15 protein-coding genes and 1 pseudogene are annotated in these 19,665 nt (G+C 65.7%); 10 read left to right on the forward strand and 6 right to left on the reverse strand.

Annotation, left to right across the window (positions count from 1 at the left end):
• Nucleotides 1-26: 26 nt before the first annotated feature.
• Both QUC20_RS13595 and QUC20_RS13600 read left to right on the forward strand, forming a co-directional pair.
• The gene (locus QUC20_RS13595; RefSeq protein WP_289330222.1) at nt 27-1,043 is read left to right on the forward strand and encodes a polysaccharide pyruvyl transferase family protein; all 1,017 of its coding nucleotides are present in this window, start codon (nt 27-29) and stop codon (nt 1,041-1,043) included.
• Nucleotides 1,044-1,356: 313 nt separating this feature from the next.
• The gene (locus tag QUC20_RS13600) at nt 1,357-2,856 is read left to right on the forward strand and encodes an MATE family efflux transporter (RefSeq protein ID WP_289330223.1); all 1,500 of its coding nucleotides are present in this window, start codon (nt 1,357-1,359) and stop codon (nt 2,854-2,856) included.
• Here QUC20_RS13600 and QUC20_RS13605 read toward each other — a convergent pair.
• On the reverse strand, nt 2,853-4,094 hold the full coding sequence (locus QUC20_RS13605; RefSeq protein WP_289330224.1) for a hypothetical protein: 1,242 nt from the start codon (nt 4,092-4,094) through the stop codon (nt 2,853-2,855). The two genes, QUC20_RS13600 and QUC20_RS13605, sit on opposite strands and share 4 nt — an antisense overlap.
• Before the next feature lie 458 nt (nt 4,095-4,552).
• On the opposite strand from QUC20_RS13605, the gene QUC20_RS13610 reads away from it, so the two are divergent.
• Together QUC20_RS13610 and QUC20_RS13615 are read left to right on the forward strand one after the other, a co-directional pair.
• Nucleotides 4,553-6,646 (forward strand): acyltransferase family protein, encoded by a 2,094-nt coding sequence (locus QUC20_RS13610; RefSeq protein WP_289330225.1) that lies wholly within the window; start codon nt 4,553-4,555, stop codon nt 6,644-6,646.
• Between the two features lie 190 nt (nt 6,647-6,836).
• Complete coding sequence (locus QUC20_RS13615) at nt 6,837-7,109, forward strand: DUF1905 domain-containing protein (RefSeq protein ID WP_289330226.1); 273 nt, start codon at nt 6,837-6,839, stop codon at nt 7,107-7,109.
• Here the strand turns inward: QUC20_RS13615 and QUC20_RS13620 are convergent.
• Nucleotides 7,106-7,315 carry a winged helix-turn-helix transcriptional regulator gene (locus QUC20_RS13620; RefSeq protein ID WP_289330227.1) on the reverse strand — a complete coding sequence of 70 codons (210 nt, stop codon included), beginning with the start codon at nt 7,313-7,315 and terminating at the stop codon, nt 7,106-7,108. The genes QUC20_RS13615 and QUC20_RS13620 overlap by 4 nt on opposite strands.
• 161 nt (nt 7,316-7,476) lie before the next feature.
• Between QUC20_RS13620 and QUC20_RS13625 the strand changes: the two are divergent.
• From QUC20_RS13625 to QUC20_RS13635, 3 genes and pseudogenes are all read left to right on the forward strand, one after another.
• Nucleotides 7,477-8,421, forward strand: a pseudogene (locus tag QUC20_RS13625) (GDP-L-fucose synthase family protein); the annotation flags it as partial.
• Nucleotides 8,418-8,705 (forward strand): Dabb family protein, encoded by a 288-nt coding sequence (locus QUC20_RS13630; RefSeq protein ID WP_289330228.1) that lies wholly within the window; start codon nt 8,418-8,420, stop codon nt 8,703-8,705. The pseudogene QUC20_RS13625 and the gene QUC20_RS13630, both read left to right, overlap by 4 nt.
• Nucleotides 8,706-10,004: 1,299 nt before the next feature.
• Nucleotides 10,005-11,642, forward strand: a complete 1,638-nt coding sequence (locus QUC20_RS13635; protein ID WP_289330229.1) for an ATP-dependent nuclease — start codon at nt 10,005-10,007, stop codon at nt 11,640-11,642.
• A gap of 99 nt (nt 11,643-11,741) precedes the next feature.
• Here QUC20_RS13635 and QUC20_RS13640 read toward each other — a convergent pair whose 3' ends face one another.
• Both QUC20_RS13640 and QUC20_RS13645 read right to left on the reverse strand, forming a co-directional pair.
• Nucleotides 11,742-11,924 (reverse strand): hypothetical protein, encoded by a 183-nt coding sequence (locus QUC20_RS13640; RefSeq protein ID WP_112617826.1) that lies wholly within the window; start codon nt 11,922-11,924, stop codon nt 11,742-11,744.
• Between the two features lie 374 nt (nt 11,925-12,298).
• Complete coding sequence (locus QUC20_RS13645; protein ID WP_289330230.1) at nt 12,299-13,063, reverse strand: hypothetical protein; 765 nt, start codon at nt 13,061-13,063, stop codon at nt 12,299-12,301.
• Between the two features lie 218 nt (nt 13,064-13,281).
• Between QUC20_RS13645 and QUC20_RS13650 the strand changes: the two genes are divergently transcribed.
• The 3 genes from QUC20_RS13650 (at nt 13,282) to QUC20_RS13660 (ending at nt 16,091) form a co-directional block, all read left to right on the forward strand.
• Nucleotides 13,282-13,692 carry a hypothetical protein gene (locus QUC20_RS13650; protein WP_289330231.1) on the forward strand — a complete coding sequence of 137 codons (411 nt, stop codon included), beginning with the start codon at nt 13,282-13,284 and terminating at the stop codon, nt 13,690-13,692.
• Between the two features lie 14 nt (nt 13,693-13,706).
• Nucleotides 13,707-14,579, forward strand: coding sequence for a hypothetical protein (locus QUC20_RS13655; RefSeq protein WP_289330232.1), 873 nt, complete (start codon nt 13,707-13,709; stop codon nt 14,577-14,579).
• Between the two features lie 153 nt (nt 14,580-14,732).
• On the forward strand, nt 14,733-16,091 hold the full coding sequence (locus tag QUC20_RS13660; protein WP_289330233.1) for an HNH endonuclease signature motif containing protein: 1,359 nt from the start codon (nt 14,733-14,735) through the stop codon (nt 16,089-16,091).
• Between the two features lie 301 nt (nt 16,092-16,392).
• Here QUC20_RS13660 and QUC20_RS13665 read toward each other — a convergent pair whose 3' ends face one another.
• On the reverse strand, nt 16,393-16,575 hold the full coding sequence (locus QUC20_RS13665; protein WP_289330234.1) for a hypothetical protein: 183 nt from the start codon (nt 16,573-16,575) through the stop codon (nt 16,393-16,395).
• Nucleotides 16,576-16,982: 407 nt separating this feature from the next.
• The gene (locus QUC20_RS13670; protein WP_289330235.1) at nt 16,983-19,547 is read right to left on the reverse strand and encodes a DUF5979 domain-containing protein; all 2,565 of its coding nucleotides are present in this window, start codon (nt 19,545-19,547) and stop codon (nt 16,983-16,985) included.
• Nucleotides 19,548-19,665 lie beyond the last annotated feature (118 nt).

Genomic DNA, 19,665 nt, shown 5'->3' on the forward strand with positions numbered 1-19,665 from the left:
TCTACCATCCGACCGAAAGAACCCTTATGCCTTCTCTCAACACCGCTGCACTCGCCCGCATCCGCGATCAGTCTTACGCGCTACTGGCGGAGCTGCTCCGACCCGGTACCCGCGCCGCTCTGGTCGATTTTCCGAACCACGAGAACGCCGGAGATCATCTGATCTCGCTCGGGCAAGACGCCTACTTTGCCCGACTCGGCCTCAAAATTGACTACGTCGGAGACATAACGCGATACGACAAGGATGATCTGGATCATTTCGTTCCGGATGGCCCGATTCTGATCCAGGGCGGTGGGAACTTCGGCGACCGCTGGACCGAAATCCAGAAGTTCCGCGAACGCGTGATCTCTGAGAACCATGACCGGCGCATCATCCAGCTACCTCAGAGCGTCGACTTCACCACGCAGACGGGGCTCCGGCAAGCGCAGGATGTCTACCGCGCGCATCCGAACCTGACACTCCTGATCAGGGATCGGGCAGGTGCGCAGCTGACGGCTGAACTCTTCCCGCAGAACACAGTTCGGTTCTGCCCAGACCTCGCGCTGGGCGCGCCCCTCGACTCGCGTTCAGCGAAGACCGGCGAGCCCCGATTCGACGTGGTCTACCTGAAGCGAGGTGACTCGGAGTCCACTGGGTCCGCGGTCTCGTTGCCGCGCGCGCTAACCGCGCTGTCGTCCGACTGGGGCCTCGGCAGAGCCGACAAGGTGAAGTGGTGGGCGATGCATGCGCCTGGCGCGCTTTCGCGCCGCTTGCCCCTGATGCGACGTCCGCTCTATCCGCTTCAGCATCGGCTTTACACCCAGATGTCGCGGCTGAACGTCGACTCGGCTCAGAGATTAATTCTACAAGGATCCGTCGTCGTCACCGATCGTCTCCACGCGAGCGTCATGGCCATTCTCCTGGGGAGACGCGTCGTTGCAATGGACAACGCCAACGGCAAGGTCAGCGCGATCTACGGCGATTACCTTCACGACCTGGGACTGATGACGCTGGTCGCAGACGGTCGTGAGGCGTCTGACGTTTTAAGTAGCATCCAGATCTGAAAGCCGCGACCTTCGGAGTTCAGCGGGTGCGACGCGCCTGACGAGCACGCGAGATCCTCTCGAGACGCCGACCACGCTCACGATCTTCGCCGCACGGTTCGCCCCCCCCCTGCACGAGGATGTCGCCATAATCGGCGGCGAGATCTCCCTGCGTACGGGGTGCCCCGTCAGGACGAACGATCTCAATGGCCACTCCCTCGTCTCGCTCGATGGCCTGGTACTCAGCGTTCAGCTGGAGCAGTCGCAGGGCATGCTCCTCCGTTACGCCGACTGCACGCACAGTCGGGGACTCTCCGCGCGGTAGTCTCCCACTGTGCCCGAGCCGAAACGACACCGCGGCATCTCCGCCATCCTGAGCAGCTCGGCAGCGGGTCTCCTCTCGATCGCGACGGGCATCCTGCTCCTGCCGCTGATCATCTCGACAGTAGGCAGCGGCCCGTACGGCGTGTGGCTCGTCCTGGTCGCCGTCGCGGCGTACCTGCAGCTCACCGACCTTGGTATCGGGTCGGCGCTCGTGCACTTCGGATCACGAAGCCGCGGCGGCGACAAGTTCGACGCCACGCCTGGCGGCATGCTCGGCGCCGCGCTGATGTGGAACACGGCCGTGGGCATCCTCGGCGTCACCGGGTTCGTGGTCGCCGCGGGCCTCTACGTCTCAACGCCCGACGTCGCCGCTGTCCTCGACCCGTCCACGGGCACGGCACTCGCGCTGCTCGGGGCGGTCGCCCTCAGCAGCATCCTGCTGAAGCCGTTCGACGCTGTCTTGACCGGTGCCGGCGAATTGCCGGTCGAACGCCGGAACGTCTTCGTCGGGCTCAGCGCCCGGATCATTATCACTGTGCTCGGCTGCCTCGTGTTCGAGTCCCTCCTGATTGTCGCGATCGCCGAAGTCGTGGGCATCGTCCTGCCGTCGCTGATCTCCATGGTTATCGTGCTGCGCCGCGTCGTCCGGCCGCACTGGTCTCGCGCGACGATCGCGACGCTGCGATTCATGTGGAGGTTCAGCCTCCGCTCGTTCGCGACCGCGTCGGTGAGCATGCTCATTTTGCAGGTCGGCACCGTGCTCGTCGCGATCGTCGCGACGCCCAGCGCCGTGACCTACTTCACTGCCGCATTCCGGGTCTACACCGGGGTGCGGCAGGTCTTTTCATGGACCACTGATCCTTTCAAGTCGATGCTCGCCCGAGTGTTCGTTGGCGACCACCGGCAGGGCCGCCAAATCGTCATGATCCTCGGGTTCATCTCCCTGCTGGTTGCCGGGACGGGGTGCGTGACCATCACTCTCCTCGCGGACGACTTCACTCGGATCTGGCTCGGTTCCGACGCGCCCACCGGAACGATCGCGCTCACCATCACGATCCTCCTTAGCGGTATCGTGCTCAACGCCATACACCTGCAGTTCGTCCCCGCCGCCGACGCGCTCGGCCGGCCGGCAGCGTTCCTCGACCTACAAGTGCTCTGGCTCGTGGTGTACGTCATGCTTGGCCTGTGGCTCGGATCACTGTGGGGCATCGTCGGCGTCGCCGCGGCGTTCGTCCTGCCGCTGCTCATCGTCGAGCCTCTCTACGTCTTGCGCGCACGTCGGGTCATCGGATTCTCGATTCTTGGATGGCTGCGCGCGAGCGTGCTTCCGGCGGTGTTCATCGTCGCCCCGCCATCGCTCATCGGCGCGGTCGCGGCGGTACTCCTGCCGGACATCGGGCCGTTGATAGGCGCGTCACTTGTCGCGGCAGGGGTGCTCGCTGCTCTCGTACTGTCACGCCGCCGGGCCCCGGTCGCGCTCGTGCCGAGACTGCTGCGGACCGAGCTCTAGACCGCGCGCCTCGCGGCAGCCGTGCCGCTACTACCGGCTGACACTTCGCTCATTGCGCCAGTCAGGCTGATTTCTTCCCTCTCGCCGGAGCGATCGCCTACGGCTATCGCTCCGTAGGCAAGGAAGAGCGCGGCTGTGACGTACCAGGCCATGAAATCGAACGACAAACCCATCCCGACGAGCCCAACCCATCCAGGCAAGTGCGCACGATTGCGCCGCGCGATCGCGACTGTCAGGCCGATGATCGCACATAGAACCAGCGCCGCTCCGACGATGCCTCCCTGCACGAGCAAAGAGACGAACTGATTATCGACGGCGTAGAAGCCGTCGTTGAAGAAGATGCCGTTTCGATAGAGCTCTGTCACGCTGCTGTAGCCGCTTCCGAAGATGGCAGCGCCCAGGTCTCTTTCGAAGAGGAGGTTGGGGATCGCTGCGATCGAGTTGATGCGATGACCCGCGTTGCGCTCGTCGAGTTCCTGTTCGAGGACTGCGGACGTGAGGCCTTGAGCCGTGACGAGCAGGATCACGATGGCAGCGGACAGGTAGGCGAAGGTGGCGGCAACCGGAGACGTGCGGTTGAGGTACCAAAGCGCAGCCACGATGATCGCGACGACGAGCCCGGACGAGCTACCGGTGAGCGCGGTTCCGACGACGAGCGCTGCCGCGATGAGCAGTCTGAGAAGAGTTCGAGTGCGTCTTGCGCAAATCAGGCCGATGCCGACAATCTGCACGAAGCTGAGCACGAGGGGGTGCGCGAGGGTGCCCTGTGCGCGGGGGCGTCCGGGGAAAAACGGGTTGTCGGGCGTAAGGACGAACGGTTGCCCCACGAGTACCCCGGTGCCCAGGAAGACCTCGGCTGCTCCGAGTGCCGTCTCGATCAGAGCGAGAAAGACGATGCTGGCCGCTATGACTGCCCGGTCGCGCGATGTTGACGAGAAGACGACCCAGTAGGCACCGAGCGCAACGACCGGGATGAGCAGGGAGAATGGGTTCGCCGTACCCGAGAACGTGGTCGCGAGGGTCGCAAGTACGTAGAACCCGAGCAGAGCTCCGCTCAGTGGCGGCCGACGCATACTACGCCGCTGACTCACGATCCCGATCGTCAGCGAGACGATGGCGAAGATCACGGCGTAAAAGCTACCCAGCGGAAGAGCAGCCGTCGCGCTGGACGGAAGAAGCGTCAGCGCGTAGAGGGAAGCGATGACCGAGATGCACAGTGTCCGATTGCTCCCCGCCATGAGCGCGAGTCTAGGGCGCCCTGAACACTGACCGCGATTCGGATCTCCGCCGCCACCTCGTTCCTATCGTTCCTAGACCTCGTGATCGGCAAGGCGACACCACACCGCATAGCGCGACGAGTGCGACGCCTAGCAGGATGCTCGCGACGGTGTAGCTCGAGCCGAGATCTGGCCGCAACCCGACCCGGGGCCTGACGAGGCCCTCAGCGCCCGCGAAGATCTGCACCCGGCCGAGGGGCTCGATCCTGACGGACTCATCCTTGGCGTTCGCGTCGCTCGCCGATCGCAGTTGGGCGGTCCGCGAGCTTCTATACTTCCCGGAGAACGCAATTAGGGGTTAGGGGATCAAGGTGCCATCAGGGCATGTATTCAGTCGCGGGTGGCTGAACCGGCATCTTCCCAGTGCAACATCGAGGGGCAACCTCCGGCCGGACATTCAGGGCCTCCGAGCACTCGCGGTGACGGCTGTCATCGCGGACCACCTGGTGCAGTGGCCCAGTGGTGGTTTCGTCGGCGTGGACATCTTCTTCGTCCTCTCGGGGTTCCTCATCACGGGTATCCTGCTGCGCGAGCATGAGAGCACCGGGTCGATCTCCTTTGTGAATTTCTACCGGCGCCGAGTGAAGCGGATCGTGCCCGCCGCGACCCTTGTGCTCGCAGCTACCGTCGCCGCTTCCGCCTTCATCTTCAACCAGGCCCGAGCTGGTCAAACTTTCGGGGACGCAATCTGGTCGTTCTTTTTCGCCGCGAACGTCCGTTTCGCCTCCATCGGCACAGATTACTTCCAAGCCGCCGGCCCGGTCTCGCCGTTGCAACACTATTGGTCGCTGGCCGTCGAGGAGCAGTTCTACTTCGTGTGGCCTTGGCTGATGTGGGCTGTCTTGGCGATTGCAGCTACCCGCGCCGTGCGACTGCGTCGGCGGCCCCTGACCGGACTCCTCATGGCCCTAATCGTTCTCGCATCATTCTTGTGGGGCATGTGGGAGTCGGTGAACAACCCGACCGTGGCCTACTTCTCGACCTTCACGAGGGCGTGGGAGCTGGGCCTTGGGGCGGTGCTGGCGATCTGCGCGCCGTGGTGCGGGCGAATTCCTGACGCGGTCCGGCCGTTCATGGGATGGATCGGTCTCGCGATCATCGTCGCTTCTCTTTTCCTCATCCACGACGAGATGCCCTTCCCCGCGCCGTGGGCGTTGCTCCCCGTGGCGGCAACCTTGATGGTCGTTGCCGCCGGCACGGGCGGCCCGCAGCGCTCGCTCTTTCCTCTGACCAATCCCATTAGCTTCTATGTTGGCGACATCTCGTACTCGTTGTACCTCTGGCACTTCCCCGTGATCATCTTCCTTGGGGTGCTGTTCGAGGGATTCGCGTTCTATGCGCTCGCGCTACTGTCGATGATCACGCTGGCGGCCCTCTCATTCCACCTGGTGGAGCGGCCGATTCAAAGATCCCCCTGGCTGGAGCGAATATCCGCATCGTCACCGCGCCGACGTCGGGAGAGGCGCGCCGAGAAATGGGCGAACTGGCGGCGTGAGTTCGGCCCTTCGTACAGGTGGGGCGGCCTCTCGGCTCTCGTGCTCGCCGTGACAGTCCTCGTCCCGCTTTCCTTGGCGTCCACCACAGGGACCACGACCGGTGTTGCGGAGTATGTTGCGGCGCCAGACTGGAACAGCGAACCGACGCCCTCGGCGTCTGCGACTCCGCCCGCGCCTCTCGGTCCCGAGGCCTCCGCGATCGCCGCCGAGCTGAGCGAGGCGGTGCGGCTCGCAGAATGGCCTGCCACAGAGCCGACTTTGGATTTCGTTATCGAACGTGATCAGATTCCCGCGGGCGTTGGGCCTTGCGGGGACATCGAACTCCTTCCCGAGTCCGAATGCACATTTGGGGCTGAGTCAGCGACAAAGACCGCCGTGCTCGTGGGCGATTCCGTCGCACTCTCTTGGGTTCCCGCTCTCCTTCCTCTGCTAGCAGAGGGAGAGTGGAAGCTGGTCATCCGAGCCATGTACGGGTGCCCATTTGTCGACGTCGTGAAGGCGGACGATGCGCAGAAGATGGAGGCCTGCCAGGAGCGAAAACGTGAAGCGATGGCAACCATCGAGTCTCTCACACCCGAGCTTGTGCTCGTCTCGAACACCTACGAGCTACCCCTCGACGCAGAGAGCGGCGGAGAGATGTCGTCGTCCGCGTGGGGCGGAGGACTCGATCGGTTGTTGGAGCAGGTGCGCACGTCGGCTGCGCAGGTGGTTTTGCTGTCCGCGCCGCCGGCCGACGTCGATATTGTTCAGTGCTACTCTCCGCTGTCGGATCCAGCTGACTGCACTGGCTCCGTCACTGCAGAATGGCAGAACGTGAGCCAAGTCGAACGTGAAGTTGCCAGCCGTCTCGGAGCCTCGTACGTCGATGCGTCTCCGCTCTTTTGCGTGGGAGGTCGCTGCCCGCCGGCAACATCCTCCCTACCGATCAAGCGGGATGTAGCTCATATGACGATGCCCTACGCGGAGCATTTAGCTCCTGCGTTGCGTGAGATGCTCGCGGCCGCCGGCGTCGCGTAGGGTTCGGCCGCCCGGATGGGCCCTGAAGGGGATGGGCTGCGGGCTCTCCCCTCACCTGATGGCCCGCTCCACCGAGCTTGGACCGCGATGAAAGGTGGGGCGCACGCGGCACCCGAGCTGTCTCGCACTATTCATCACGACCCCCGCCCTTACGTACGGCATCCGCGTCGCCCTCCCCTAACCTGACGGCATGAGCGCGAGCGAGCTACGGTTCCAGACGACCATCGGGGTCGCCATCAAAGGCGAGACGTGGAGCTGCGTCGAGATCCCCGGCTCGGCCGAGTTCTTCGGCACGGGCAAGACGGTCCGCGTCGACGCGACGATCGACGGCATCCTGCTCGAGAACGTCGGCGCCATGGTGACCGGCACCGGCGGGCACATGGTGTCGCTCAACGCGAAGGTGCGCACAGCGCTCGGCAAAGACGTCGGTGATGTCGTCGACGTCGTCATCGCTCCGCGCTAGCGGATGTCGTTGTCGGGATGCTGCGCGTCATACGCCTGTCGCGCGTCCGCGATGCCGCCGCAGTTCTCGAGCGACCAGTCGGCGAGCGCCTTCACTGGGTGAGTCAGGCTCGCGCCGGTCTCGGTGAGGTGGTAGTCGACCTGGGCCGGAACGGTCCGGATGACCAGGCCGTCGCGCTCGAGCCGGCGCACGGTGAGGGTTAGCATCCGCTGCGAGATGCCGCCGATCGCGCACTGCAGCTCGCGAAAGCGACGCCCCGCTCGCCAGCTCGACCGTGGAAGCACTCGAACAGGGGCCTAGACTGGATCGACACCGTGAAGCTCGCCTCGTGGGGTCACAAGTGACCGCGAGCGACGGCCTGAGCTAAACGCCAGGCGAGCTCGACCGTGACGCGACGTTCTACGTTGCGGGGCATCGCGGGCTCGTCGGTTCCGCCATCGTGCGGCGACTCGAGAAGGCCGGGTTCACCAACGTCGTCGGCGATACTTCGAAAGAACTCGACCTCAAGAACCGCGATGATGTCTTCGCGTACCTCGGCGAGATCATGCCGAAATACGTCGTGTTGACGGCAGCCGAGGTCGGCGGCATCATGGCGAACAGCACGCACCCCGTCGAGTTCCTCAGCGACAACATGCGCATCCAGACGAACGTGCTCGATGCCGCACCCGCGAATGACGTCGAGCGTGTCGCTTTTCTCGGTTAGTCGTGCATCTACCCGAAGTTCGCCGAGCAGCCCATCCGCGAGGACTCGCTGCTGACGGGCCACCTCGAACCGACGAACGATGCCTACGCGATCGCGAAGATCGACGGCATTCTGCACACGCAGGCGGTTCGGCGACAGTACGGGCTGCCCTGGATCTCGGCCACGCCTACGAACCTCTACGGGCCGAATGACAACTTCTCGCCCAGGGTCGCACGTGCTGCCCGCGCTCATCCGTCGTTACGACGAGGCGGCGCGTTCGGGTGCGAGCTCGGTGACGAACTGGGGCACCGGAACCCCGCGCCGCGAGTTCCTGCACTCCGACGACTTGGCGGATGCCGTGCTCCACTTGCTTACGACGGCCCCGAGCAGGTCGCTATCGACACCGGGTCAGACGTCACCATTCGCGAAATCGCCGAGACGATCGCCGACGTCACCGGCTTCCAGGGCGAGACCGAGTGGAACACCTCGAAGCCCGATGGAACGCCGCAGAAGCTGCTCGACGTATCGAAGCTCGCCGACGCCGGGTAAACCGCTCAGATCTCGCTGCAAGAGGGCCTGGAGCGCACCGTGGCCTGGTACCACGACAACGTCGAGCGCATCCGCGAGTGAGCACGTTCCGCCACATCGTGCTGTTCCGCATCCACGATGAGGTCTCAGACCAACAAGTGACCGAAGCGATCAACGCGCTTCGGTCACTCGCCGTTCTGCCAGGTATCGAATCGTGGACGGTCGAGCTGTCGCTGGACCAGCGGAAGGGTCGCGTCATCGTCGAGGATGGCGTCTTCGGCGATCAGGCCGCGTTCGAGGCGTTCCATGCTGATCCGCAGCATAGGTCGACCGCGGAAGTGATGGCCGAGATCTCAGACTGGTGGGTCGGCGACTACCAGGCGTGACTTGAGCGCATGGGGAGCTGTCGTGGGGTGCCGCTACGGTGCCCACATGCGTGATCAACATCGATTCTCTGCCCTGGAGAGGGCATTGCGAGGCGGCGACGATGGGCTTTGATGCACCCCGCTTCTTCAAACTCACACTCGACAACGTGTACCGATTCGCCTGCGGAGTCACGTTCCTCGGAGCAGTCGTTGGCGCTTTGAACGAACTGCTTCCCACCGAGCAGCTTCGCGCATTCATGGAATGGCTCGGGGTCCCGGCAGGCTGGTTGGTTTCAGCCGGCCATGGATCAACGAGCGCGCCGACCTCGTGGCACTCGCCGCAGCTCTCCTACTTATCGTCGCGATAGCCTTCGCCAGCGCGAACGGTGTGGAGAACCGTTCGGGCTCAACGGCGTTGCTGGCTGTTTCTCTCCTACTCGAGGCGGGCCGACAGGCTGAGGTGCTGCTGGGGATAGCAGCGACGATCGCGGTAGCGGTCACCGTCACCGGGGTGGTGATGGTGGCTAGGCGGCGATTGGACGGCAGCCGACCAGCGTGGGTCGACACCATGTGGGGGACGATCGGTCGAGTCGCGGCTGCTCTCGTGGCCGGAGGTTTCTATGTCCTCTCTCCACTGGGCTGGTTGATCTCACAAGAACCACGAAACGAGAGGGGCAGCCCGGCCAGACCGCTCTACATCGAGCAGTTACCTGAAACGAGTCCGACGGGAGCCGCACAGGTGCGCTAATGCCGTCATCCGCGGGCGCAGTACCCCGAGTACGCGATCTGCGCTGTTCATCCACCAGGGCAGTCGCAGTCACCGCCGCTGTGGCAGGCGCACCAGCCGGGCAGGCCCGTCCATGAAACGGACTGGTAGCTCGGCTGGTGCCGAGCACGATGACCTAGGGCGTTCCCATGCTGGTCACCGCTTCGAGCTCGAGCGCATCGTTACAAATGATGAGCGAGCATGACGGTGCGAGGGCAGCCGACTGCGCTGCAGCGGTCGTCCGGAAGTCGATGCACCCGGCGTCGGTCAGAGGAGCCCAATATCACCTCGCCCTGCACCGGTCGACGGTTCAGGCGGTGACGAAGAGCTCAGGTTCCTCAATCGGCGACTGCCCCGCCAAACCGAGAAGCAGTGCAGGCTGCCGAAGAGCGAGACCACACCGCCCACGCCGGGCCCCGAGAGGTAACCGCCCAATTCTCCGGATCCACTCCCGTCGACTCGAGGAGGGTGCATGATGAACCTAGCCGACAGGCAACGCAGGGCTTCGACCGATGACAGTCCTACTACACCAGCATCTTCAAGGGTGGTTCGAAATGACATTCAGCGCCTCTTTCGAGTGCTTCGAACTTGCGAGCGGCCAGGTCGTGACGCTCTCCGAAAAGGGCGTCACGTGTGTGGTCGGCGCGAACAACTCCGGAAAGTCGCAGCTGCTGAAGGACCTCGTCGAGTCCGTTCGTCAGGGCGAGGGAGACGTCGGGCACTTCGGAGTGGAGGCGAAGGCGCGACCACTCGTCGCGAAATCCAGATTTAGACTCAGCGACCTCGACGACGACGCGATTGCCGCGTGGCTACATCGAAACGCGGTAGGAGTGGACGGTGGCCACCCGACGAACATCTCGCTACCGCCCGGCGCACTGCAGGTGGGACGAGACGGAATCGCACCCATTTTGCGGAGCGCTGAGCACGGATCAGGTCTGCAATACTTGACAGAGGCAGTTGTCAGGCGTATTCCCGCGGGAGGGCTGACATCATATGCCGAGGGCACCCTCCGCACTGACATGGCGCCGGAATCGCTTCGAAACTGGTTGATCCGTCGTCTAATGGAAGACGGAGCACTCGAACGCGAGTTTACCCAGATCATGAATGACTTGTTCGACATTCCGTGCTTCGTTGACCGAGTGACGTTTCCACCGAGACTCAAGGCTGGCCGCATCGAAGTCGAGATTCCGCCCGCCAACAACATCAGCAAGGAATACGCGGATGCCGTCACCGCAACTCGAAATCTCGACGAACAAGGCGACGGCATGCGCAGTTTCGCGGGACTCGCCCTCATCGTGCTTGCGTTGTCGCCGCAAGTCCTACTCCTAGACGAACCCGAGACCTTTTTTCACCCTGCTCAGGCAAGAGCCGTCGGACGCTGGCTGTCAAGAGAGGCGCAGGGTCGCGCGATGCAGGTGATAGTGGCAACGCACGACCGCGACCTCCTCGTAGGCCTACTGGAGGGTGGCGAAGCCGGGGTGGAGATCATTCGTTTACGAAGAGGGCCGGATGGCGCCTCCGTGAAGAAATTGTCGACATCGGAGCTAGAACGCTATCGCTTGCAACCGTCCCTGCGTTACTCCACTGTTCTTCAAGGACTTTTCCACCAGCGCGTCGTCATATGCGAGGGCGACGCCGATTGCCGATTCTACTCAGCCGCAGCTGACGAGTTGGCCACAAGTCGAGACATTCAAAGCGTCGCAGACAACACTCTCTTCGTCCCGAGCAGTGGCGACGGTGGCATCGCCAAGCTCGGCGCGCTACTTGGGGACCTCGACGTCAGCGTCTCGGCAATCGTTGACTTCGACACACTGGAGCGGGTTCACGTCTTGAAGTCCATCGTTCGAGCTTTCGGCCAGGAGTGGGACGATGAATTGGAGTCCAACTGGACCGACATCCAGAAACACGCGAAGGGGGTCTCGGACTTCTGGACGCGGCTGAAGAATGGTGGGCTGGCGGGCGCACCCGCCGGAAATGCCTCGCGCTCCGTCCGAGCCTTCATCGGTGCACTGGCGTCAAAAGGTGTGATCCTGGTGCCGGTGGGGGAGCTCGAGGATTTTCATCGCGACGTAGGTAAGGGCCCCGAGTGGATCAATGCCGCGTTAGACGCAGATGCGCACCTCGACCCGGTGGTGCGACAGCTCATTGAAGCCGCGGTCCCGGAGCTCGCCGGCACCGGGACCGCGCGCTGACCCCGGGAACTCGGCGTCGAAAGCGTCATGGGCGAGCCCGTGAAGCTCAATGGCTCAATTAGATGGCCACCCTGGCGCTGCCCTAGAGACCGCGCACCCTCAGTGCAGGTCGCGCACCCGGAGGAGCGAAAGCTTGCGATGCGTGAGCCCTGAGCGGACTCGCACCATGCTGCATCCGCCCTGCACGAGTTCATCGCGGATATCAGCGGTCAGGATGAAGGGCTGCACCTGGCGCCAGCCATCGGCTGCGTCGTAGATGTGAGTCACTCGATACTTGCGCATGGTTACTCCCCTTCCGCAGACCGCCCCTGATCGATGCACGTCGGCACCCCGCTCCCGACAGAACGCGACGATACGCCGCTTACGCCGCGGGCACAGGAGGCCTGAGCAAACCCAGGGCTACCACCCGTATCGACTACCGGTCGGGTTGCGCCGGCACTGAGGTTCCGCCACAACCGGGCCGCCCGCGGCATCCGTCGTCCGCGTAGCGTGGCATGCACCCGCCCACCGTGGGGAGCCACCGTGGACACCACCGTCTTCTTCATCGCCGCATTGCTCGCCGTCGCCGCGATCGCGACGGCCGCCGTCTACGGCCGACGCCGCAGTCGCCGCAGTCGCTGACCGAACGCGCACGTGGCTGTCACCCGGTGACGGCTCTATCCGCCCGGGCAGTCGCAGTCGCTTCCGCTGTAACAGTCGCTCCAGCCGGGCGGGAAGTCCGACTCCGCGTCATCCTCGTCCTTCCCGCTGATCTCGCCCGTCCAGTCGACGGAGTGGTAGCCCCGGCTTGTGCGGAGCACGACGACGAAGGGTATTCCGGCGCCGGTCACCGCTTCGAGCTCGAAAGCGTCGTATTCGATCACGAGTGTGGATGAGAGCGCGGGGGCAGGGGCCCGCACCGCAGCGGGCGTCCGAAAGGCGATGCCCACCGACTGGTTGTCGCACATCGCAAACGCCGAGGGAAGGTCGTCGACGGTGTAGGGCTCACCGTTCTGATACATCCCCGCGACTCCCCAGTCAGCCCAGTAGCGTTCGACCATCCCGTATGACGATTCGTCGACCGTGCATCCGGCGTCGGTCAGATGAGCCCGATATCCGGCGATCACCTCCCCCGGGTCGCCGCTCGCAGCCGCAACGAGCCACCGAGAGGAACGCGAGCAGGTCCACGCGCTGAGATCCTGGACCCACCAGTTCCTTCGCCCCGGGGAGCAGACATCCGTGGTCTCCGTGGTCAGCACGACCCCGCCGGCCGCTCGCGAAAGCGCTGCTTCGGCCGCCGCCGCGGCATCCGCACGCTGCGCCACCGTGTACGGGTCGTACTCCTGCGGGTCGACTCGTCCCTGCGAACACGCGGCCATCGCGAGCACGAGGACGACGCACCCGACGGTCGCGACGAACAGGCGGCGCGGCCTTCGCGCCACGCTCCGTCGCATCACGTTCAATTGGTCACCGCCCGGCTCGAGCGGGCACCGCCGCGTCTGCCGAAGCGACCGAGTGTCCCCGCGGCGTCACTCTAGCGATCACGGTTACCTGCGTGCCTTTCGCGCGTCCACGCGAGTGACATCGGCGCGACCTGACGGGCGAAGTCACATGCCCGGCACCGTCACGGCGGCGAGGCGCCCACCGGCAGAATCGCCTTATGAGAGTCCTCGCGACAATGCTCTTGCGTAGCCGACGGCCGCCTCGTGATGCCTCGCTGAGCGCACCCGCCGACACCGATCCGGTTGCCGAAGAGGAATCGGTCGCGGACGATCTCGCCGACTTGCTGCGAGCCCATGACGAGGACTTCTCGCAGTACGCGCGGACTCTGGGCGCAACGCTGGGGCGCGGAGTCGCCGTCCTCACGCTCGTCTCACTCTTCGCCCTCACCCAGCTCAACCCAGACGCGCCGCGGCTCGTCCTGCCGCGGTTCGACGGCGGCGACGCACTCGCCGCGTTCGGTGTAGTCGGCCTGTTCGTCACCACTCTGCAACTCGCCGTCCGAGACCCTGGGGCGCTTCAACAGCCCACTGCATCGGGGGGGGGGGACGGCAGCAACTCCTCCCACTGATCGCCGCGCTGCTCGTGCCCACGTCACTCGGCTTGGGCATCTACATCGCCATCCCATACATGATCGAACCCGCACCGACCGGCATCGACCTGGTGCGCGGCTTCGGCCCGATAGCTCTCGGAATTCTCCTGGCGCTATTCGCGGCAGACGCCGCGGCGGCAGTCCCCCTCCCCCCGACCGACCCGGCTGTGCGACGCACGCGCCGAAAGATCGCCGCGGAAGAGCAGCGCGCAGCTCTCACCGCGCTCAAGCGCCGCGCGGGGCCGCCATCTATGCGAGGGGTGATCAGTGACATTGCGCGCGTCATCGGTCTCATGGTCGCTCAGCTCCTCATGCTCAACGCGGTCGCCCCTACCGACACTGACGTGGTCATCCTCGCCATGGTCGGCGTCTCGGGGACGATCGTCATCGCGAGTATCGAATCGGCCGACGGGACGAACCCGATCGGCGCTGCGGCCGACGCTCTTCTTCGATTCACCGTCGTCACCTGCAGCAACGCCGGGATGGCGTTCTACCTCACCGGCCGGCGGCGGCCGCGCTCCGACGATGGCCCCGCCGAGAGCCGGCTTCTCCGGGCGATCGCAATCAAGCTCGCAGAGGGCAAAGCGAACCGGCTCGACGACGGTGTCCTGCGGGACGAAAGCAAGCGCCCTGCGACGCTGCCGTTGAACCGGCTCGCTGTCATCAGCCCGTTCGTCAGCGTCGTGTTCCCCCTCGGGCTGATACTCGCCGCCGCAGCGGGCGAACAGATCGCCACGGCCTCACCGCCGAAAGAGCGCGGCGAAGGGTGGGCGCGAGCTGCGGAGGTGATCTCGTGGGCCGTTGCAAGCCTTCTGCTGATCGTCCCCGCCGTGGCGCTCGCGATTTCCACCGCAACTATCACGTGAGTCGTCACTGCCAACCTGCCGAATCCCGACTCGGTGTAGAGGAGCGGGCTCCGCCGCGGCCGTCCATTCCTCCACAACCGAGCCGCAAAACAGTTCTCCACAGCCGTACGGATATTCGAGGAGAATGTCTGACTCCCTCGCAATAATGGGAACATGACATCGAACGGCGAAAGCTCATACGAACCGGATGCCGGCTCGTCGAGCGTGCCGTACGCGGGCGTCATCGATCGGGTGTCCGAGGCAGACGACCTGCTCCACGCAGCGAACATCGCGATGACTCGTGCGCTCGCCGAGGCGGGGCGCAGCGCTCTGCGCGTCGCTGCGCGCTCGGGCGAGCGGCCGCGTGGCATGGGGTCCGACATGGAGATGCGCTCGATCGCCGCCGAGATCGCCGGAGTGAGGCGGTCGCACGACCGCCGCGCGCAGAACGAGATCGACCACGCGCTGACCATCGTCGACGACTACCCCGTCGTCTTCGAGGCATGGGAGCGGCAGCGCATCACGCGCGAGCACGTCGACGTCGTCATCCGGATGGGATGCGGCCTCGCCGACGACATCCGCGACGACTACGCACGGCAGGCGATCCTCGTCTGCGAGCGCGACATCGCCTCCCGGGTGCGCGAACCGCTCCGCAACCTCGCCGCCCGGATGGGGTCCGAGTCCTTCGCCGAGCGGCACCGCAGCGCCGCGGCGAAGCGAGGCGTCTGGGTGACCCACGGCACCGACGGCATGTCCGAACTCAGCGCCACCCTGCCGACGGTCATCGCCGCAGGCATCCACGACCGCCTCACCTCCATGGCGCAGTCCGTCAAAGACGCACGCGCCGCCGCCGGTGGGGCGCCGGTGGAGGATTCTGCACCCGACGTCCGCACGATGGATCAGCTCCGCGCCGACATCCTCGGCGACCTGCTGCTGGGCGGCGCCCCGGTCGTCGATCCCACGTACGGCAGCGACGCCGCGGGGCCACTGGGTGCGATCCGGGCGCAGGTCCAGGTGACGCTGAGGTCCGAGACGGTGACCGGCACCGACGAGGCCCCCGCCGAACTGGTGGGCGCCTCGCTCATCGACGCCGACACCGCCCGCAGACTCGCCGGCCGCGCCAGGATGTGGAACCGGCTCTTCATCGACCCCATCACCCGCACCCCGGTCGAGGTCGACACCTACCGGCCGCCCGCGGCGATGAGCAGACTGCTCAAGGCAAGAGATCAACACTGCCGATTCCCCGGATGCCGCCGGGCCGCGATCCGGTGCGAACTCGACCACACCATCGACTACGCCCTCGGTGGGCACACGCACATCTTCAACCTTGCCCACCTGTGTCAGCGACACCATTCGATGAAGCAATTCACCCGGTGGGAAGTCAGACAGATCGGCGGCGGGGTCATGGAATGGACCTCGCCCCTGGGCCGGGTCTACCGCGAAGATGTTCCGGTTCCGTCGGTCTGTTTCGTTCCCGACACTGGCGCCGCGCCACCACCCGAGGCGAGCAGGCACGAGCCACCGCCCTTCTGACACGGGTGGGTCGCTACCTGCGCCTCGGTCAGCTCGAGGAGCATGGCTAATCCCGTGCTTCCCGGCCGCGTGGCACTCGACGGGGCCTCCGCAGCGCACTCGCACGTCGTCTGAAGATGGCGGGCGTCCAGCTCGACGCTCACGGTCGGACGCTTCTTCTCGACCCGGTCGTCGACGAACCGATCACCCGCGAGAGGAGCGATTCACTCGTGACCTCCAGAGCAACGGGAAGCACGAGGAGCAGTGACACTTACGGCGATCGTGCTCGGCTGGACCCCTATTCCGCAGTGATCTGGGCACCTCAGTGCAGGTCTCGCACCCGGATGAGCGAGAGCTTGCGATGCCCGAGCCCCGAACGGACTCGCACCATCGTGCATCCGTCCCGTATGAGTTCATCGCGGATGTCAGCGGTCAGCACGAAGGGCCGCACCTGTCGCCAGCCGTCGGCTGCGTCGTAGATGTGGGTCACTCGGTAGTTGCGCATGTTCCTCCCCGTCCGCAGACCACCCTTGATCGATGCGCGTCGGCACCCCGCTCCCGACAGAACGCGACGATACGCCTCTCACGTTGCGCGCACCTCAGGCCTGAGGGAACGCAGGGTTAAGACCGGTACCGGCTCACAGTCCGGGTGTGCTCACCCTGAGGTTGTGGCAGGCGGGATGCCATATGGCATACACACCTCGCGTACACTTCAAGCGCACACACCGACCCCGCACCGAAGGCCCGAGACCGACGCATCCGTTTCATCGCCGCATTGCTCGCCGTAGCCGCCATCGCGACAGCCGCCGCCTACGGCCGGCGACGCGGCCGACGCAGGCGCTGACCGAAAGGACGAGTGGCCGAAGCGATCGACTCGCTCCGGCCACTCCCCCCATCTGAGGCGCTTCTCCGCTACTCGACCGCCCCGACGGAGTGGGCGTGCCGCGAGCGAGATGCCATCAGCACCGCGGCCCCGATCGCGAGCATGAGAAGCGCAGACCCCGTCGCCCACCACACGACCGCGTCACCGCCCAGCACACCGGTGGCCGCGAGATCACCCGGGTCACCCGGGACCGTGGCGGCGACCACTTCTGGCGCGGTGAGAGTGTTCGTCAGCGTCACCTCGACGACCGTGCCGTCACCGATCGCGACGGTGGCGGGGCTGAACGCCGGCGCCTCCCACGTCGCGCCCTCGACATCGGCGGGTGCGAGCTCGGTGAGAGTGACCTGCGCGCCGTAAGGCAGCTGCGGGCTGGTCACGGTCTCACCGGCTGCGACCGTCAGCTCACCTTCGGCAGCGCCGAATCCGACACCGGCGGGGTAGGCGTAGTGCACGGTGAACTCGGCGTCGGCGGGAACGCGACCTGCGGCATTGCCGTCGATCACCTTATGCAGCGAGAAGGCGCCCGTGTTCAGCTCGATGAGGTTGGTCAGCGTGATCCGCGCGGTCTCGTCCTGCACGACCGTGATCGTGTTGCCCGGCTCGAAGGTCGGCGCAGCCCACGTCCCTCCGGTGATCGCGACCGGCTTCTCGCTGAGGGTGACCTCGGCGCCGGCGGGCGCGGTGACCGTCACGGCATCCTCGTCTGCCATGACCGAGACCGTCCCCGACCCTGCCTCGATGCCGAGCTCGCTGTTCGCGGGCCAGGCGTAGTCGACCTCGAACGTGCGGTCGATGACCAGGTCGGCGGCATCGCCGGTGAGCTTCTTCTCGATGGCGAAGTACCCGACGTCGCGAGCGATTACGTTCGTCGCGGTCACGGTCGTCCCGACCGAGTCCGGTCCGATCACCAGCGTCTGCGGCGAGACGGTCGAGCCGGTCCACGTGCCACCGGCAACATCGGCAGGCGTAGTCTCGGCGAAGCTGACCTCGGCACCGACCGGTAGCGCGGGGAACTCCACGACCGATCCGTCGGCGGGCAGCGCGACCGATGCAGAGCCCGCCGCGATCGCGAGGTCGGGGCTCGCGGGCCACGACGCCGTCAGCTCGAACGCCGTGCCATCCGGCATCCGCATCCCGTCGGGGTTGTCGAGCTGCTTCCGCGCCTGCACGGCCTGCGTCTGCAGCGTCGCCGCGTTCGTCAGGGTGACCGCGAGCGGGGTCGTCGAGTGGGTCGTCGTGAAAGTGAACGAGCCGTCTCGCAGCGGCGCGACGGGAGCACCGTCGAGCGTCAGCACGGCCGAGCCGTCGACGTTGCTGGGCCACGGGTCGACCTCCGCCAGCGTCACCGTCGAACCGGCGTAGATGTCGGGGCTCGTGTACGACCAGTCATTCCCGGCGTCGAGAGTGATGGTGCCCGAGGTGGGGGCGGGGACGCCGCCCGGGTACTCGATCGTGTAATCGACTCGGATGCCGTCGGGGGCGATGACCGTGGCGTCGATGTCCCACGTCTTCTGCAGCTGGAAGCGGGCGTAGCTCCGGCCGATGGCCGACCCGCTACTGCTGTAACGGGTCGCGGTCGCGGTGGTCTCCTTGACGGCACCGTCGATCTCGATCGTCGCGTTGTTGTCGTACGAGCCCGGCCCGGACACGCCCTTGCCGCCGTCTTCGGCGATGGTGTCCCAGTTCACCTGGTACACCGATCCGGTCAGCGCGACCGCGTTCTCACCGGCATCCTGGCCGACGCACCCCTCGCCCGCGGTCGTCACGAACTGCACGCGCCGACCACCGTCGCTCACGGTGTACTGCGAACGGTCGAGGTCGACCCACACGAGCGACGGATCGTTCCACTCGCTCACCGCGACGCAGGTCGCGCGCTGCACCCGCGGCGACCCCTCGACGAGAGTGAACGGGTTGTTCTCGTCGAACCTGTCGGTGACGGTGATCGTCTGCCCCGGCGCGAGCGACAGCCCGCCGTCCGCCGATTGGATGCCGTCGCCGCGCGTCGGCACGCCGACCCACCAGTGGACGGTGTCGTTCGGGTTGTCGTACCAGCCGCTCTTCCACGGCCCCCAGACGCCGCCGTACTCGCAGTTCTCGGCGCAGAAACGCGAGTCGACGTGCACGGGCGGGGTCGAAACGCCGCCCACCGTGAACGTCGCGCCCGGAAGCGCCTCGGTGTTCTTGAGGTCGACCTGCGCCCGGATCTCGAACTCGCCCCGGATGTCCAGCGGGTTCTCGAGCACGTAGTCGTCGTCGACGACACACTCGACCCGGTTTGCGGTGACGGTGCACGTGCCGTTGCCGATGCTGAACGACGTGCCCTGCCCGATGAGCTCGGCCGGCAGATCGAACGCGACGTGAAGCGGCGGCGTGGCCGGCGACTCGCTCGCGTGCCACGCCACCTTGAGCGTCTGAACCGACTGGTCCTGGAAGGTGTCGTTCGCGAACTCGACGCTGTCGAGCACCGCCGACGACCCGGCGGCGACCGCCGGCGTGGCGCCGCCCCAGAGCCCGATGGCCATCACGACGATCGCGAGCACCGCGCTCGCCATACGCCCGCGGCGTGGACGCGCACCTGCCTCCGTACGTTGCATGGTTCCTCCCCCAGCGCACAGGGGTGTCACCCCGAGCGCATCGTGTCTCGCGCCGCCCCAGATCGGCGACGGTTGTTCGGTCGCGCTCGTGGCGACCGAACAACGGTCTCAGCCCCAA

The organism is Microbacterium arborescens (assembly GCF_030369635.1).
GTDB lineage: Bacteria > Actinomycetota > Actinomycetes > Actinomycetales > Microbacteriaceae > Microbacterium.